Origin of the sequence: Micromonospora sp. DT178 (assembly GCF_049841695.1) — a bacterium.
Taxonomy (GTDB): Bacteria; Actinomycetota; Actinomycetes; order Mycobacteriales; family Micromonosporaceae; genus Micromonospora.
In genome coordinates this window covers 431,236-448,101 of the sequence record NZ_JBNCKV010000004.1, presented here as the reverse complement: position 1 = coordinate 448,101, position 16,866 = coordinate 431,236, and the positions used below count along the sequence as shown (strand labels likewise).

General features: G+C 74.1%; 16 protein-coding genes. 12 read left to right on the top strand and 4 right to left on the bottom strand.

The window, feature by feature from the left end:
• Positions 1-133 precede the first annotated feature (133 nt).
• Positions 134-673, bottom strand: a complete 540-nt coding sequence (locus ACLQ22_RS10675; protein WP_366642682.1) for a PH domain-containing protein — start codon at positions 671-673, stop codon at positions 134-136.
• A 22-nt stretch (positions 674-695) separates the two neighbouring features.
• A complete protein-coding gene (locus tag ACLQ22_RS10670) occupies positions 696-926 on the bottom strand; it encodes a hypothetical protein (protein ID WP_425692120.1) in 231 nt (76 codons plus the stop codon).
• 275 nt (positions 927-1,201) lie between these two features.
• On the opposite strand from ACLQ22_RS10670, the gene ACLQ22_RS10665 reads away from it, so the two are divergent.
• From ACLQ22_RS10665 to ACLQ22_RS10635, 7 genes are all read left to right on the top strand, one after another.
• Positions 1,202-2,308: an AAA family ATPase gene (locus tag ACLQ22_RS10665; RefSeq protein ID WP_425692119.1), complete on the top strand. Its 1,107-nt coding sequence runs from the start codon at positions 1,202-1,204 to the stop codon at positions 2,306-2,308.
• Positions 2,287-3,291: a DUF58 domain-containing protein gene (locus ACLQ22_RS10660; protein WP_425692118.1), complete on the top strand. Its 1,005-nt coding sequence runs from the start codon at positions 2,287-2,289 to the stop codon at positions 3,289-3,291. The genes ACLQ22_RS10665 and ACLQ22_RS10660 overlap by 22 nt, the downstream gene beginning before the upstream one ends.
• A complete protein-coding gene (locus tag ACLQ22_RS10655; RefSeq protein WP_121400748.1) occupies positions 3,288-4,238 on the top strand; it encodes a VWA domain-containing protein in 951 nt (316 codons plus the stop codon). The genes ACLQ22_RS10660 and ACLQ22_RS10655 overlap by 4 nt, the downstream gene beginning before the upstream one ends.
• A 647-nt stretch (positions 4,239-4,885) precedes the next feature.
• Positions 4,886-5,590: a 3-oxoacyl-ACP reductase FabG gene (gene fabG / locus ACLQ22_RS10650; RefSeq protein WP_425692117.1), complete on the top strand. Its 705-nt coding sequence runs from the start codon at positions 4,886-4,888 to the stop codon at positions 5,588-5,590.
• Positions 5,591-5,645: 55 nt separating this feature from the next.
• Complete coding sequence (fabI, locus tag ACLQ22_RS10645) at positions 5,646-6,413, top strand: enoyl-ACP reductase FabI (protein ID WP_121400750.1); 768 nt, start codon at positions 5,646-5,648, stop codon at positions 6,411-6,413.
• Between the two features lie 101 nt (positions 6,414-6,514).
• Complete coding sequence (locus ACLQ22_RS10640; protein WP_425692116.1) at positions 6,515-7,573, top strand: ferrochelatase; 1,059 nt, start codon at positions 6,515-6,517, stop codon at positions 7,571-7,573.
• Positions 7,574-7,622: 49 nt separating this feature from the next.
• Positions 7,623-8,402, top strand: a complete 780-nt coding sequence (locus ACLQ22_RS10635) for an HAD-IIA family hydrolase (protein WP_425692115.1) — start codon at positions 7,623-7,625, stop codon at positions 8,400-8,402.
• A gap of 7 nt (positions 8,403-8,409) precedes the next feature.
• Here ACLQ22_RS10635 and ACLQ22_RS10630 read toward each other — a convergent pair whose 3' ends face one another.
• The gene (locus ACLQ22_RS10630; protein WP_132238744.1) at positions 8,410-9,204 is read right to left on the bottom strand and encodes a hypothetical protein; all 795 of its coding nucleotides are present in this window, start codon (positions 9,202-9,204) and stop codon (positions 8,410-8,412) included.
• 250 nt (positions 9,205-9,454) lie between these two features.
• Between ACLQ22_RS10630 and ACLQ22_RS10625 the strand changes: the two genes are divergently transcribed.
• Positions 9,455-10,264 carry a DUF3097 domain-containing protein gene (locus tag ACLQ22_RS10625; RefSeq protein WP_425692114.1) on the top strand — a complete coding sequence of 270 codons (810 nt, stop codon included), beginning with the start codon at positions 9,455-9,457 and terminating at the stop codon, positions 10,262-10,264.
• A 195-nt stretch (positions 10,265-10,459) separates the two neighbouring features.
• Here ACLQ22_RS10625 and ACLQ22_RS10620 read toward each other — a convergent pair whose 3' ends face one another.
• The gene (locus ACLQ22_RS10620) at positions 10,460-11,776 is read right to left on the bottom strand and encodes a serine hydrolase domain-containing protein (protein WP_425692113.1); all 1,317 of its coding nucleotides are present in this window, start codon (positions 11,774-11,776) and stop codon (positions 10,460-10,462) included.
• A 111-nt stretch (positions 11,777-11,887) separates the two neighbouring features.
• On the opposite strand from ACLQ22_RS10620, the gene ACLQ22_RS10615 reads away from it, so the two are divergent.
• From ACLQ22_RS10615 to ACLQ22_RS10600, 4 genes are all read left to right on the top strand, one after another.
• A complete protein-coding gene (locus ACLQ22_RS10615) occupies positions 11,888-12,361 on the top strand; it encodes an NfeD family protein (RefSeq protein WP_088999430.1) in 474 nt (157 codons plus the stop codon).
• A gap of 4 nt (positions 12,362-12,365) precedes the next feature.
• Positions 12,366-13,472, top strand: coding sequence for an SPFH domain-containing protein (locus ACLQ22_RS10610; protein ID WP_425692112.1), 1,107 nt, complete (start codon positions 12,366-12,368; stop codon positions 13,470-13,472).
• A gap of 148 nt (positions 13,473-13,620) precedes the next feature.
• Entirely contained in the window at positions 13,621-14,421 is an 801-nt protein-coding gene (locus ACLQ22_RS10605; RefSeq protein WP_425692111.1) for a hypothetical protein, read from the top strand.
• Between the two features lie 204 nt (positions 14,422-14,625).
• Positions 14,626-16,842, top strand: coding sequence for a transglycosylase domain-containing protein (locus tag ACLQ22_RS10600; protein ID WP_425692110.1), 2,217 nt, complete (start codon positions 14,626-14,628; stop codon positions 16,840-16,842).
• The last annotated feature ends 24 nt before the right edge of the window (positions 16,843-16,866 follow it).

The window sequence follows — 16,866 nt, the reverse complement described above, 5'->3', positions numbered from 1 at the left end:
CCGGGTTCCGCGAGGTGCCCGGCCGGCTCCGGTCGGACGCCGGGCTGCGTGAGGTGCCCGGCCGGCTCCGGTCGGACGCCGGGTTCCGCCGGCGTAGGCCCGGGGCGGTCCGTGCCCCGGGCGGCCGGGTCGCTCACAGGCCCTCCGCCCGGTCCTCGCCCAGCGCGGTGAGCCGGTCGCGCAGCCGGGACGCCTCCGCCGGGCGCAGCCCGGGCACCCGGGCGTCGCTCGCCGCCGCGGCCGTGTGCAACTGCACGGTGGCGAGCTCGAACGCGCGCTCCAGCGGCCCCGCGCTGACGTCGACGAACTGCATCCGCGAGTACGGCACGATGGACAGCCGCCGCACCAGCAGCCCGTGCCGGACCAGCAGGTCGTCCTCCCGCTCCGCGTAGCCCCAGGCCCGTACGGCGCGGACGATCGTCACGGCCCGCAGGACGCCGAACAGCAGCACCACGCCGAGTGCCGCGCCGAGGAACCCGCTGCCGCTGACCGCCCAGCCGACGCCCAGCCCGAGGGCGAGGACGACCAGCACCATCGCCAGGCGGATCAGCTCCACCCAGATCAGGTCGGCCGAGATCGACTGCCAGCGGACGGTGTCCGGCCACGGCTCCAGGGGGCCCGCCGGCGGAAGGGGTGGCGCCGGCGGCGGGCCGGCGGACCCGTCACCGCTCACCGGGAAAATCCGTTGTGCGCGCTCACCCTTCGAGCGTAGGCGATCCGGGCGCCGGTACGACCTCCCGGAGAAAGCCACGAGCGTCGAGGAAGTCACCGAGGGTGGTGCGGTGCGCGGTGCACGCGAGCCAGGTCTTGCGCCGGTCGGGGTCGTGCAGCCGGGGATTGTTCCACCTCAGCGCCCAGTGGGCGGGGGCACGACAGTCGCGGGACGAGCAGACCAGGGGCTCGTCGGCGGGGAGAGGGCTGCTCATCCCGGCCAGTCTAGGGGCGGCGGCACCGGAAGTTTGAGCGCCGGGCGGCCACGGGGGGAGCCGCCCGGCGACGGGTGAATGGTACACGCGCCGGGCCCGTCCCTGTCCACCCGTGAGCGGCGATTCCGTACCGCCCGACGGCGTGGCGGGCCCGGGACACGGCATCGGGGACGGGGCGGCGAGAATCGGCTTCTCCCCACCTCGGCACTCAGCCGGGCATGCGAGTCTTGATACGCACCACGCCGCGCGACAACCGATCATGCTGTGGAGGACCGGTGGCCCAGCCGACCACGCCCGACGCCCCGACGCCGAACGGGGCGGGCCCGGAGACACCCGAGCCGGTGACCACGCCGGCCGAGGACGCGACCCTGCTCGAGCGGGCGCTGTTCGAGATCAAACGGGTCATCGTCGGGCAGGACCGGATGGTGGAGCGGATGTTCGTCGCGCTGCTCGCGCGGGGCCACTGCCTGCTGGAGGGCGTGCCGGGGGTGGCGAAGACCCTCGCGGTGGAGACCCTCGCGAGGGTGGTCGGCGGCTCCTTCGCCCGGGTGCAGTTCACCCCCGACCTGGTGCCCGCCGACATCATGGGCACCCGCATCTACCGGCAGTCGAGCGAGAAGTTCGACGTCGAGCTGGGCCCGGTGTTCGTCAACTTCCTGCTCGCCGACGAGATCAACCGGGCGCCGGCCAAGGTGCAGTCGGCGCTGCTGGAGGTGATGAGCGAGCGGCAGGTCTCCATCGGCGGCGAGACCCACCGGGTGCCCGACCCGTTCCTGGTGATGGCGACGCAGAACCCGATCGAGCAGGAGGGGGTCTACCCGCTGCCCGAGGCCCAGCGGGACCGCTTCCTCATGAAGATCGTCGTCGGCTACCCGACCGACGCCGAGGAGCGGGAGATCGTCTACCGGATGGGGGTCGCCCCGCCGCAGCCGGCGCCGGTCTTCACCACGCCCGACCTGATCGCCCTGCAACGCAAGGCGGACCAGGTCTTCGTGCACAACGCCCTGGTCGACTACGCGGTCCGGCTGGTGCTGGCCACCCGCGCCCCGGCGGAGCACGGGATGCCGGACGTCGCCCAGCTCATCCAGTACGGGGCCAGCCCGCGCGCCTCGCTCGGCCTGGTCCGGGCCACCCGCGCGCTGGCGCTGCTGCGCGGCCGGGACTACGCCCTGCCGCAGGACGTGCAGGACATCGCGCCGGACATCCTGCGCCACCGGCTCGTGCTCAGCTACGACGCGCTCGCCGACGACGTGCCCGCCGACCACGTGGTGCACCGGGTGATGTCCACCATCCCGTTGCCCTCGGTCGCGCCCCGGCAGCAGGCCAGCCCCACGCCGACCACCGCGCCGCCGGGCGCCGGTTGGCCCGGGCAGCGCCCGTGACCTCACCCGCCCGTCGGCCTGCCGACGTCCCCTCGGACCGCACCGAAGCCGTCCTGTCGCGGCTGCAACTGATGGTCACCCGCAAACTCGACGGCCTGCTCCAGGGCGACTACGCCGGCCTGCTGCCCGGGCCGGGCAGCGAGGCGGGCGAGTCCCGGGAGTACCGCCCCGGCGACGACGTACGCCGGATGGACTGGCCGGTCACCGCCCGCACGACGATGCCGCACGTGCGGCGTACGGTGGCCGACCGGGAGCTGGAGACGTGGCTGGCGGTGGACCTCTCGGCGAGCCTGGACTTCGGCACCGGCCGGTGGCTCAAGCGCGACGTCGTGGTGGCCGCCGCGGCGGCGCTGGCCCACCTGACCGTCCGGGGCGGCAACCGGATCGGCGCGGTGATCGGCAGCGGCGGCGGCGTGAGCGCGCCGGCCCGCCGGTGGCGCGCCGCGGCGTCGGTCGCCGGGCCGGACGTCTACACCCGGCTGCCCGCGCGCTCCGGGCGCAAGGAGGCCCACGCGCTGCTGCGGGCGATCGCCGGCACCGAGATCCGTCCCGGGCGCAGCGACCTGGGCACGCTTGTCGACATGCTCAACCGGCCGCCCCGGCGGCGCGGCGTGGCGGTGGTCATCTCCGACTTCCTCGCCCCGCCGGACCGGTGGTCCCGGCCGCTGCGTAAGCTGCGCGTCCGGCACGACGTGGTGGCGATCGAGGTGGTCGATCCCCGGGAGCTGGAGCTGCCCGACGTCGGGGTGCTGCCGGTGGTCGACCCGGAGACCGGCGAGCTGCACGAGGTGCAGACCGCCGACCCGCGGCTGCGCCACCGCTACGCCGAGGCGGCGGCCGCCCAGCGGGCGGAGATCTCCGCGGCGCTGCGCGGCGCGGGTGCGGCCCACCTGCGACTGCGTACGGACCGAGACTGGCTGCTCGACATGGTGCGTTTCGTGGCCGCGCAGCGGCACGCGCGCACCAGGGGGACGACACGATGATCCGCTTTCTGCAACCGTGGTGGCTGCTGGCCGTGCTGCCGGTGCTCGCCCTCGCCGCGCTCTACGTCTGGCGGCAGCTGCACCGCCGGGCGTACGCGATGCGGTTCACCAACGTGGACCTGCTGCGCACCCTGGCGCCGAAGGGGCTGGGCTGGCGGCGGCACGTGCCCGCCACGGCGTTCCTGCTCTGCCTGCTGGTGCTGGCGACCGCGCTGGCCCGGCCGTCGGTCGACACCCGGGAGCCGCTGGAGCGGGCCACCGTGATGCTCGCCATCGACGTGTCGCTGTCCATGCAGGCCGACGACGTGGCGCCGAACCGGCTGGAGGCGGCGCAGGAGGCGGCCAAGCAGTTCGTCGGCGAGCTGCCGGAGAGCTACAACCTGGGGCTGGTCTCGTTTGCCAAGTCGGCGAACGTGCTGGTGCCGCCGGGCAAGGACCGCGACGCGGTGACCAGCGCGATCGACGGGCTGGTGCTGGCGGAGGCCACGGCGACGGGGGAGGCGGTCTTCACCTGCCTGGAGGCGATCCGGTCGGTGCCGGCGGACGGCGCGGCGGGGATCCCGCCGGCCCGTATCGTGCTGCTCTCCGACGGGTACCGCACCTCGGGCCGGTCGGTGGAGGAGGCGGCCGCGGCCGCGCAGGCGGCGAACGTGCCGGTCTCCACCATCGCCTTCGGCACCGACTCGGGGCAGGTGGACATCGGCGGTCAGTTGCAACGGGTGCCGGTGGACCGGCTGGCCCTGGCCGACCTGGCCGAGGCCACCGAGGGCTACTTCTACGAGGCGGCGTCGGTGACCGAGCTGAAGCAGGTCTACCAGGACATGGGCAGCTCGATCGGGTTCCGCACGGAACCCCGCGAGGTCACCCAGTGGTACGCGGGGGTGGCCCTGCTGCTGGCGCTCTGCGCCGGCGCGCTCAACCTGCTGTGGTCCTCGCGGATGCTCTGACCCGCGAGGCGGGGCCGGTGGCGGTCAGTGCGCGCCGCCGCCGGCCAGGACGAAGACGACGGCCACCCAGACGGCGGCGAGGGTGAAGCCCAGCGGGGCGACGTAGCGGCTCATGGACGGCTCCGGGTGGCGACTGGACGGTCCGCGCGTGCGGGGGCGGACCGCAGGGGGTGGATCAGGACGCGCACACGAAGTCGTGACCGGGCGGCTCCCGGCGACCGCCCGGGCGACGGGCGGCGCGGCGCGGTCGTCCGGCGCGGGGCCGGTGACCGGGCGGAGGCGGGGAGCGGAGCTGGGTCAGCTCACCTACTGAGTCGTGGCTCAGCGGGGCTGACGTTCGGCCCGGCCACGACTGGGAGGATCGCTATCTCGCACAGCGATCACCTCCTGCGGTCGGCGGGGCCCGGAAGCGGACCACACGGCCCGCAAACGCGGATCATCGTACACCCGCCGGTCGCCGTCGCCGCACTCGGCCGAGCGGCCGGACGGGCCTCGTCCGAGGGGCCCGCCGCGCCGCCGGCGGGGCGGGGCGCGGGCCGGTGCCGGGCGACGCCGCGCCGGCCCGGACGTGCCCGCCGTTAGCGCTTACCTGCCGGTAACGCCTAGGCTCCGACCGACCGGGAGATCACTGAACTACAGGGGGAACCGTGGCCCGTACCGTCCTGGTGACCGGCGGCAACCGGGGGATCGGCCTGGCCATCGCGCAGGCCTTCGCCAAGCAGGGCGACCGGGTGGCGGTGACCCACCGCAGCGGCGACGCACCCGAGGGGCTGTTCGGGGTCCGCTGCGACGTGACCGACTCCGCGTCGGTCGACGCGGCGTTCACCGCGGTCGAGGCCGAGCTGGGGCCGGTGGAGGTGCTCGTCGCCAACGCCGGGATCACCGACGACACGCTGCTGCTGCGGATGTCGGAGGAGCAGTTCACCCGCGTGCTGGACACCAACCTGACGGGCGCGTTCCGGTGCGCCAAGCGCGCCTCGGGCAAGATGCTGCGCGCGAAGTGGGGCCGGATGATCTTCATCTCCTCGGTGGTCGGCCTCTACGGCGGTCCCGGCCAGGTCAACTACGCGGCGAGCAAGGCCGGCCTGGTGGGCGTGGCCCGCTCGATCACCCGCGAGCTGGGCAGCCGCAACATCACGGCGAACGTGGTCGCGCCCGGCTACGTGGAGACCGACATGACCGCCGGCCTGCCCGAGGACCGCAGGACCGAGTACCGCAAGGCCATCCCCGCCAACCGGTTCGCCCAGCCGGACGAGATCGCGGGCGTGGTCACCTGGCTGGCCGGCGACGCCGCCGGCTACGTCTCCGGCGCCGTCATCCCGGTCGACGGCGGCCTCGGCATGGGCCACTGACAAGCGGCACCGGCCACTGACAAGCGGTCACTGAGAACTACGGAGGAATCCCTGCATGTCCGGACTGCTCGCCGGTAAGCGGCTGCTGGTCACCGGCGTCATCACCGACGCCTCGATCGCCTTCTCGGTGGCGAAGCTCGCCCAGGAGAACGGGGCGCAGGTCGTGCTCACCGGCTACGGCCGGCTCTCCCTGGTGGAGCGGATCGCGAGGCGACTGCCCGAGCCCGCCCCGGTGATCGAGCTGGACGTGACCGACGCCGACCACCTCGCCGGGCTCGGCGACCGCGTGCGCGAGCACGTCGACGGCCTGGACGGGGTGGTGCACTCGATCGGCTTCGCCCCGCAGAGCTGCCTCGGCGGCGGCTTCCTCGACGCCCCCTGGGAGGACGTGGCGACCGCGCTGCACGTCTCCACGTACTCCTACAAGTCCCTGGCCATGGCGGCGCTGCCGCTGATGTCCGCCGGCGGCGCGGTGGTCGGCCTGACCTTCGACGCCACGAAGGCGTGGCCCGTCTACGACTGGATGGGCGTGGCCAAGGCCGGGCTGGAGTCCGCCTCCCGCTACCTGGCGCTGCATCTGGGCAAGCAGGGCATCCGCAGCAACCTGGTCGCCGCCGGGCCGCTGCGCACCATCGCCGCCAAGTCGATCCCCGGCTTCGATCAGTTCGAACAGGCCTGGGCCGATCGCGCGCCGCTGGGTTGGAGCCTCACCGACCAGGAGCCGGCCGCCCGGGCCTGCCTGGCGCTGCTGTCCGACTGGTTCCCGGCCACCACCGGCGAGATCGTGCACGTCGACGGCGGCTACCACGCCATCGGCGCCTGAGGGGTAGGGGCCCCTCCGACCGCCCGCCGCGCACCATCGCCGGACGGGCGGCATCAGGGGGGCCCGCCCGGCGGGGCACGGCCACCGGGGAGAATGGGGTCATGGCGTACGACGCGGTGGTCCTGGTGTCCTTCGGCGGACCGGAACGGCCCGAGGACGTGATGCCCTTCCTGCAGAACGTGACCCGGGGGCGGGGCGTGCCGCCGGAGCGGCTGGCGGAGGTCGCCGAGCACTACCAGCACTTCGGTGGCGTCTCGCCGATCAACCAGCAGTGCCGGGAACTGCTCGCGGCGGTCCGGGACGACTTCGCCGCCAACGGCGTCGACCTGCCCGTCTACTGGGGCAACCGGAACTGGGACCCGATGCTCGCCGACACCGTGGCGCAGATGCGCGACGACGGCGTCACCCACGCCCTGGCGTTCGTGACCAGCGCCCTCGGCGGCTACTCCTCCTGCCGGCAGTACCAGGAGGACATCGCCGCCGCCCGCGCGGCGGTCGGCCCCGACGCCCCGCTGATCGACAAGCTCCGCCAGTTCTGGGACCACCCCGGCTTCGTCGAGCCGCACGCCGACGCGGTGCGGGCGGCGCTCGGCCGGCTCGACCCGGCGAAGCGGGACGGCACCCGGCTGGTGTTCACCGCGCACTCGGTGCCGAACTCGATGGCCGCCAACGCCGGCCCGCACGGCGGCCGGTACGAGGCGCAGCTCGCCGAGGTCGCCCGGCTGGTGCACGCCGCGGCCGCCCCGGACCTGCCCTGGGACCTGGTCTGGCAGAGCCGCTCCGGCCCGCCGCAGGTGCCGTGGCTGGAGCCGGACGTCAACGACCACCTGCGTACGCTGGCCGAGGCCGGCACCACCGCCGTGGTGGTCAGCCCGATCGGGTTCGTCTCCGACCACCTGGAGGTGGTGTGGGACCTGGACACCGAGGCGCGCCAGACGGCCGGGCAGCTCGGGCTGGACTTCGTCCGGGCCGCCACCCCCGGCACCGACCCCCGGTTCGTGGCGATGGTCCGCGAGCTGGTCCGGGAGCGGACCGAGCCCGACGGGGTCGCCCTGCGCCGCCGCCTCGGCGAGCTGCCGATGTGGGACACCTGCCCCACGGTGTGCTGCGTCCCGGCCCGCCGCCTAGCCGCCCCGGAAGCCGGGAACCCGGTTTCCTGACCGCCGCGCCGGCCCCGCCGGCGGCCCGACACCCCTGGAACGAGTGACGATGCAGGACCGCAAGCCGGTGGAGAGCTGGCTGACCGACATGGACGGCGTGCTGGTGCACGAGGGCCAGCCCGTGCCCGGGGCGCCGGAGTTCGTCTCCCGGCTGCGCGCCTCCGGCAAGCCGTTCCTGGTGCTCACCAACAACTCGATCTACACGCCCCGCGACCTCACTGCCCGGCTGAGCCGGATGGGCCTCGACGTGCCGGAGCAGGCGATCTGGTCCTCCGCGCTGGCCACCGCCCAGTTCCTGGCCGACCAGCGCCCGGGCGGCACCGCGTACGTGATCGGGGAGGCCGGGCTCACCACGGCGCTGCACGCGGTCGGCTACGTGCTGACCGACTTCGCCCCGGACTACGTGGTCCTGGGCGAGACCCGCACCTACAGCTTCGAGGCGATCACCAAGGCGGTCCGGCTGATCAACGACGGGGCCCGGTTCATCTGCACCAACCCCGACGTGACCGGCCCGTCGGTGGAGGGCGCGCTGCCGGCCGCCGGCTCCGTCGCCGCGATGATCTCCAAGGCGACGGGGATCGAGCCGTACTTCGTCGGCAAGCCCAACCCGATGATGATGCGCTCGGCGCTGAACACGATCAACGCGCACTCCGAGACGACCGCGATGATCGGCGACCGGATGGACACCGACGTCCTCTGCGGGCTGGAGGCCGGGCTGGAGACGATCCTGGTGCTGACCGGCATCAGCAGCCGCGCCGAGGCGGAGCGCTACCCGTACCGTCCGTCGCGGATCGTCAACTCCGTCGCCGACCTGGTCGACGAGGTCTGACCGGCGTTCAGGGCCGCAGCGGGGCGTTGCAGGCGGCCACCAGTGCCTGCCGGCAGGCGGTGGTCAGCGGGCGCAGCGCGGCGTCGCGCTGCTGGGCCTCGTAGTTGTTGATCGCGCCGCCCGGCGCGGCGTGCCCGGCTAGCGCGAGCACCCGGTCGAGCACGGCGGCCCGGGCGAAGAGCCGCCGGGCGCGCGGGTCGAACCCGGGCGGCAGGTCGGTGGCGCCGTCCGGCCGGCGCAGCGCCTCCAGCGCCCCGGCCAGCTCGGGTCGCCACTGGGCGACGTCCAACCGGGTCAGCGCGGCGGTCGTGTCGGCCAGGGCCACCGCCAGCTCCGCCTCGGCCTCGGCCGCGCCGGGCAGGGCGAGGGAGGCGGCCGGAGCGTCGGCCGGCAGCGGGTAGACCCGCCAGAGCACCGTCTCGAAGGTGTCGCCGGAACCGGACGTGTGCGTGCGCACGTGCGGGATCAGCCCGAGACCCCCGGCGACGACCGCCTCACCGGCGACCAGCGCCGCGCCGGCGAAGTCGCCCGGCCCGGGCAGCCCGCGCGGATCACCGGGAGCGGGCAGCACGAGCCGGATCTCGTCGGGCGAGAGCTTCGCGAGGGTGGGCAGCGCCTGGGGCAGGGGGACGTCGGTCCAGGTGCCGGGCGCGTCGGCGACCAGGTGCTCCTCGTCGCCGGCGATGGCGTCGGCGACCTCGTCGAAGGGCACCAGCCCGGCACGCCACGCGCGTACCCAGGCAACGAACCGGCTCGACCGGCGCGGTGTGAGAGTGGCCGCGCCCGCTGCGGGGGTGGACATGCCGAAAGGGTACGTGGTCACCGCCGCCCCTGTCTCGACTGCCGCTCCGACTGTCCGCAGCCCCGTCGATCATGCATTGCCCACCTCGTCGATCATGCAGTTGCGGCGGGCGGATCGTCGATCTCTGCCCCTTTTGCGGGGCACCACAACTGCATGATCGACGCAGTGGGGTGGGGCGTGGGGGCGGGGAGGGGCGGGGTGGGCGGCGTGTCGGGTGCGGGCGGCGGGGTGGGAGGTTAGCTTGATCGGCATGGGGCGGTACGCGGACGATGTGCTGGCGGGGGACTGGCGGCGGCGGAAGGTCACGCCCGAGGTGGACGCCGAGCCGGACCTCGTGGTCGAGGACGCCGACTCCGGCTTCTGCGGGGCGGTGGTCGGCTTCGAGGCCGGCGCGGTGGTGCTCGAGGACCGGCACGGACGCCGGCGCAACTTCCCGCTGCTGCCGGCGGCGTTCCTGCTCGACGGGCGGCCCGTGACGCTGCGCCGGCCGACCCGCGCCCCGGTGCCGGCCGCCCGCCGCCGCACCGCCTCCGGCTCGATCGCCGTCGACGGCGTACGCGCCCAGGTCGCCAAGGCCAGCCGGATCTGGGTGGAGGGCATCCACGACGCCGCCCTGGTCGAGCGGATCTGGGGCGACGACCTGCGCATCGAGGGCGTGGTGGTGGAGCCGCTGGACGGCATCGACGCGCTCGACGCCGAGGTGCGCGACTTCGCCCCGGGCCCCGGCCGGCGCCTCGGCGTGCTCGTCGACCACCTGGTCGCCGGCTCCAAGGAGAGCCGGATCGTCGCGAGGGTGACCTCCCCGCACGTGCTGGTCACCGGGCACCCGTACGTCGACGTGTGGCAGGCGGTGAAGCCGGCGGCGCTGGGCATCCCGGCGTGGCCCGTGGTGCCGCCGGGGCGGCCGTGGAAGGAGGGCGTCTGCGCCGCGCTCGGGGTCGCCGAGCCGGCGGACATGTGGCGGCACATCCTGTCCCGGGTCGACAGCTTCGCCGACGTGGAGACCCCGCTGATCAACGCGATGGAACGGCTGATCGACTTCGTCACCGAACCGGCCTGAGCGCGAGCGCGGTCCGGCCCGTCGGTGGCGGCCTGGTTCGTGGGCGAAGGGGTCGTACGACGCTGTCGAGCTGAGTCGTCTGTGACATCAGGCGGTGCTTGTGGCAGCTACGACGCCAGACGGCCGTGAATCTTCTGCGACATCAGCCCGACAGCGTCTCGCGTGTGGATCCTCCGCCGGCGGCTGCGGGCGCCGTCAGGGCTCCTGGTCGGGGGTGCGGGTGAAGACGAAGGTGGCGATGTCGAGCGCCACCGCCCGCCCCGACCCGTCGCGCAGCACCGACAGGATCTCGCCGTTCTCCGGGCCGGAGCGGCCCCGCCAGCGGTCCGGCCCCGCCGGGACGAACACGCTCACCCGCTCGCCGCGCACGTACGCGACCAGCTCACCCGCGGCCGCGTCCCAGACGACGTCGAGCGACGCCCCCATCCACCACCACCGACCGGTCACCTCGTCGACCTCGGCGGGCGGGGGAGCGGCGGCCGGCCGCCAGGGCTGCGGGAACGCCGGCTCGGCGTCCAGGACGGTGGTGAGGATCCGTAGCGCGAGCCCGCCGATCCCGCCGGTGCGGAAGCCGTACGAGTTGGCGAAGCCGATCACGCCGGTGCGCGACGGGCGGTGCACCGCCAGGGCGGCCACGTAGCCGGGCATCGAGCCGCCGTGCCCGACGTACACCCGCTCGCCCTGCCGGTAGAGCTCCAGCCCGAGGCCGTGCCCGCCGGTCCACGAGTCGACGTCGCTGATCGACACGGGGACGCACATCTCGGTCAGCGTCTCCGCCGCCAGCACCTCCGGCGCCGGGTCGGCCAGGAAGGCCGCCCACCGGGCCAGGTCCTCGGCGGTGGACCAGAGCTGCCCGGCCGGGGCCATCGCCCCGGTGTCGGTACGCGGCTCCTCCCGCAGCGTGTCGTGCCAGGGGTGCACCACGTAGCCGCGGGCGAACGGCTCGGTGGCCGCGTACGTGGTGCGGCGCATGCCGAGCGGCTCCAGCACTCGCTGGCGCAGCAGCTCGGCCCAGGGGGTGCCGGTGATCCGTTCCAGCACGCCGCCGAGCAGCCCGTACGCCAGGTTGGAGTAGTGGTACGAGCGGTGCGGGGGATAGGCGATCTTCTCGGCGCTCACCCCGGCCAGCAGGGTGGTCAGGTCACCGACCTCGGCGCGCTCCCACCACTGCCCGTCCGGCTCGCGGCGCAGGCCGCTGGCGTGGCCGAGCAGCTGCCGCAGCGTGAGCGTGCCCACACCGGTGCCGGGCAGGTGCTTCTCCAGCGGGTCGTCCAGGGCCAGCCGGCCGGCGTCGCGCTCCTGCATGACCAGGGTGGCGGTCATGGTCTTGCTGATCGACCCGAGACGGTACTGGAGGTCGGCGTCGGGTCGCGGGTGCTCGCCGGCGGTGGCGAGGTGGGTCAGCGCGCCGTCCCGCACCACGCCGATCAGCAGCGACGGCGTACGGCCGGCGGACTGCGCCCCGGCGACGAGGGCATCGACCTGGCGGGTGGTCTCGGGCAACAGGGACACGGGCTCTCCTCGGGGGATTCCGGTGCCGCCGGGGTGGGCCGCCGGCGTGCCGCCGAGCTTACTGATCTTCGGGAGTGGGCTCCACGTGCTTTGACGTGTCACGATCGGGTGGTGGACGCCGTGCTGTGGATCGTGCTGGGTGTCGTTCTGGCGGTCGCTGAGATCTTCACGACGACGCTGTTTCTGATCATGTTCGCGGTCGGGGCCCTGGCCGCCGCGGGAGCGGCGGCGCTCGGCGCCCCGGTCGAGGTGCAGGCGATCGTCTTCGCCGGCGTGTCGGCGCTGACGGTGCTGGGCGTACGCCCGACGCTGCGCAGGCACCGCCGCTCCGCGCTCGAGAGCGGCGAGCAGCCCTTCGGCGTGGAGGCGATCGAGGGCAGCACGGCGCTGGTGCTTGAGCAGGTCGACGCCGGGCAGGGCATGGTGAAGATCGACGGCGAGCTCTGGCAGGCCCGCTCCTACGACGCGAGCCAGCACTTCGCCCCTGGCGACCGGGTGCAGGTGATCCAGGTGCGGGGCGCTACCGCCCTGGTCTGGCGGGACGACGTTTCCCCTTCCGGCGAGCTACCCGAAGCGAAAAGGTGAGTACATGGAACTTGTGATCCCGGTCCTACTGATCGCCATCGCGCTGATCGGGGTGATCACCCTGGCCAAGGCGGTGCGGATCGTGCCGCAGCAGCGTCAGGACGTGGTCGAGCGGCTCGGCAAGTACAAGCGCACGCTCAACCCGGGGCTGAACATCCTGGTCCCGTTCGTCGACGCGGTGCGTACCAAGGTCGACATGCGCGAGCAGGTGGTCAGCTTCCCGCCGCAGCCGGTGATCACCTCCGACAACCTGGTCGTCTCGATCGACACGGTCCTCTACTTCAAGGTCGTCGACTCGGTCCGGGCCACCTACGAGATCTCGAACTTCCTCCAGGCCATCGAGCAGCTCACCGTCACCACGCTGCGTAACGTGATCGGGTCGCTGGACCTGGAGCGGGCGCTGACCAGCCGCGACCAGATCAACCGGCACCTGTCGGGCGTGCTGGACGAGACCACCGGCCGCTGGGGCATCAAGGTCACCCGGGTGGAGCTCAAGGCGATCGAGCCGCCGGCGAGCATCCGCGACTCGATGGAGAAGCAGATGCGCGCCGAGCGGGACCGCCGGGCCGCGATCCTGAACGCCGAGGGACACAAGCAGTCGCAGATCCTCACGGCCGAGGGTGAGAAGCAGTCCGCGGTGCTGCGCGCCGACGGTGACCGGCAGGCCCGCATCCTCCAGGCCGAGGGTCAGGCGAAGGCGATCAAGACGGTGTTCGACGCGATCCACCAGGCGAACCCGAGCCAGAAGGTGCTCGCCTACCAGTACCTCCAGGCCCTGCCGCAGATCGCCAACGGCACCGCGAACAAGGTCTGGATCGTGCCGGCCGAGCTGACCAAGGCGCTGGAGGGCATGGGCGGCGCGCTCGGCGGGCTGAGCCGGATGGTCGGCGACGAGCCGGCGCCGGAGGCGGCCGGTAGCGCGAGCGAGGTGGAGCGCGAGGCGGCCGAGGCCGCGCAGGCCGCGGCGGCCGCCGCGCAGCAGATCCACGACGAGGTACGCGTCGCCGAGGCGCAGGCCACCGGCGGCAGGCCGCAGGGGCTGCCGGCACCGGAGCCGGTCTCCCCGACGAGCCTGCTGAACGACCCGGCCGACCAGCGCGAACGGGGCTGACCGGCTCCGGGCGCGATGGCCCGGAAATGCGAGAACCACTCATGGGGCGCTCCGTCGCCTGCCACCATCGGTCCTAGGACGGGCGGTGAGCAGGCATCGGGGCGCCCCGGCGCGTCCCGCACCGCTCGTCGGACGAGCGAGGTGACGCATGAAGGATCCGGCGAAGCGGGTACGGTCCTCGGCCCCGGTGCCCGGTGCGCACGATCCCGCCGGGCCGCTCGGCAGCCGGCGTACCGGCGGGGGGTTCGGGGTGCTGCCCTTCGTCGAGCCGACGCCGATCGGGCCGGCCACGAACGCCACCTGGGCCTGGTCGCTGCGCCGGCTCGCCCGGGGCGCGGTGTGGCTGCTCCCCGCGTACGCCATCCTCTACGCCGTCGTGGCGATGGGCAGCGACGGCGGGGTGGGCAACGACCCGTACCCGGCCGACGGCCGGCCCCTCTACCTGGTGGGCTGGGTGGCGGCGGTGTGGCTCGGGCTGCTCGCGCTGCTGGCGCTGACCGGGCTGCTGGCGGCGGCCCGCAGCCGCCGGGCGGCCGTCGCCGGCCTGCTCGTCTCCATCGCCGGCACGGTGCTCATGCTTCCCTTCGCGGGGCTGGCGGAGCAGACCCCGGTCTTCGGCACCACCGCCCGGACGCTCGTGCTGGTCGGCGCCACCTGCTACAGCCTGGGCTGGCTGCTGACCGGCTGGGCGGTGGCCCGGTCCGGCACGTTCAGCATCGGCGACGGCGCCATGCTGATGATCGCCGCCCCGCTGCTGGGCGTCGGCGGCGCGCTGATCGGCTCGTTGCAGACCTTCGGCGCGATCTTCGTGCTGATCTCCGGCATCGGCATCGGCTACCGCTCCGGCCGCCTGGTGCCCCGGGACATCGCCCGCGACGCCGCCAGCGCGAGCCTCGCCACCGCCGCCGCCCCGGCCGCTCCCGGCCCGAACGGCCCGCTGCCCACCTGACCCGCCGCACCGCCTCCGACGGCCACCGGAACCGGCGCGCGCCGCCGGACCGGGCAGGCGCCGCCGGACCGGGCGGTACCCACGGGGCGGGCGGTGGCCGATGGGCGGGTGGGATGGGAAGTCGCTGGTCACGGGCGGTGAAATTGCTGACAACCGGGCTGCGGGGGTGGTCGGTTGGCCCGTTACGTGGCAATCCTGGGGACCATGGCCCCACCCCGCCCCCCGCTGTCGCGGCTGTTCACCGTGCTGCTCGCCGGCGTGCTCGCCGGCCTCGTCCTGGCGGTCGCCGCGCTACCGGGAAACCTGCTGCTCGGGTTCGCCGCCAAGGCCGCAGTCGGGTCGTACGCCGCGCTACCCGAGGCGCTGCGCACGCCGGTCACGCCGCAACGCTCCTACCTCTACGCCAACGACGGCAAGACGCTGATCACCACGTTCTACGACGTGAACCGCACCGACGTGCCGCTCGACGAGATCGCCCCGGTGATGCGGCAGGCGATCGTGGCGGCCGAGGACCGGCGCTTCTACGACCACGGCGGCGCCGACCTGCGCGGGCTGCTGCGGGCCGTGGTGTCGAACGTCTCCGGCGGCGGCCAGCAGGGCGGCTCCACGCTGACCATGCAGTACGTCCGCAACGTGCTCAAGACCGACCCCGGCCGCACCGCCGAGGAACGCGCCGCGGCCACCGAGCAGACCGTCGGGCGCAAGATCCAGGAGATCCGGTACGCCACGGCGCTGGAGCAGCGCCTGGGCAAGGACGAGATCCTCAACCGGTACCTGAACATCGCGTACTTCGGCTCCGGGGCGTACGGCATCGCGGCGGCCAGCCAGCGCTACTTCGCCAAGTCCCCGGCGGAGCTGACCCTCGGCGAGGCGGCCCTGCTCGCCGGCCTGGTGCAGTCGCCGGAGGCGTACAGCCCGATCGACGGTGACGCGGACGCCGCCCTGGAACGCCGCGGCTACGTGCTGGACTCGATGGTCTCCACCGGCGCGATCGGCGCCGAGGAGGCCGCGCGGGCCAGGACCGAGAAGCTGACGCTGCGCCCCACCGCCCAGCCCAACGGCTGCACCGCCGTCGCCCAGGGGCACGACGACTGGGGCTTCTTCTGCGACTACCTGCGGCAGTGGTGGCTCGCGCAGCCCGAGTTCGGGGCCAGCGTCGAGGAGCGCGAGCAGGCGCTGCGCCGCGGCGGCTACACGGTGGTGACGTCGCTCGACCCGCAGATCCAGGCCACCGCGCAGAAGCAGGCCACCGGCGTCTACTCCTACGACAACAAGCGCGCCCTGCCGATCGCCGCCGTCGAACCGGGCACCGGCCGGGTGCTGGCGATGGCGGTCAACCGGCACTACAGCCTCGACGCCAACCCGGACGGGCAGGCCAACCGCCCCAACACCGTCAACCCGCTGATCTCCGGCGGCGACAGCGTGGACGGCTACCAGGCCGGCTCGACGTTCAAGCTCTTCACCATGCTCGCCGCGCTGGAGGCCGGCAAGCCGCTCGCCACCGGCTTCGACGCGCCCAGCCGGCTGCCCACCCGGTACGCCGCCGAGGGCGAGGGCAGCTGCGACGGCCGGTGGTGCCCGGCCAACGCCAACCCGGAGTGGATGGACGGCTACCGGATGATGTGGGACGGCTTCGGCCGCTCGGTGAACACCTACTTCGTCTGGCTGGCCGAACAGGTCGGGCAGGAGAAGGTGGTCGAGATGGCGAAGCGCCTCGGCATCACCTTCCGGGCCGACGCCGACGCCACCTTCGCCGATAACGACGCCGCCGACTGGGGCTCGTTCACCCTGGGCGTGACCGCCACCACCCCGCTCGACCTGGCCAACGCCTACGCCACGGTGGCCGCCGAGGGCACGTACTGCGCGCCGCTGCCGGTGGTCTCGGTGACCGCCGCCGACGGCCAGCGGGTGCCGGTCGGCGACCCGTCCTGCCGCCGGGTGCTCGACGCCGACGTGGCCCGGGCCGCCACCGACGCGGCCCGCTGCCCGGTCGGCCAGCAGTCCGCGTCCGGGCAGTGCAACGGGGGCACGGCCACCTCGGTGAACCGGATCCTCGACGGCCGGCCGGTGGCCGGCAAGACCGGTAGCTCCGAGAAGAACGCCACCGAGACCTTCGTCGGCTTCACCCCGCAGGTGGCGGTCGCCGGCATCGCCGCCAACCCGGACGACCCGACCGACTCGGTGGGCGCGGCGGTGCAGGCGAGGGTGATCGACGCGGTCGCCCGGGTCATCGGCACCGCCGTCGCCGGCGAGCCGGAGAAGGCCTTCGCCGCGCCGAGCCGAGAGCTGGTCGGCGACCCGCGCCGCCCGGTGGAGCGTCCGCCGGTCGAACAGCGCCGCCCGTCCGAGGAGCGGCGGCCCTCGCCCACGGACGACCAGCGCCTGTCCGACCTGCGCCGCTGGCTGGAGCGCCGCGGCTGACCGCCCACCGTCCTCCCACGGCTG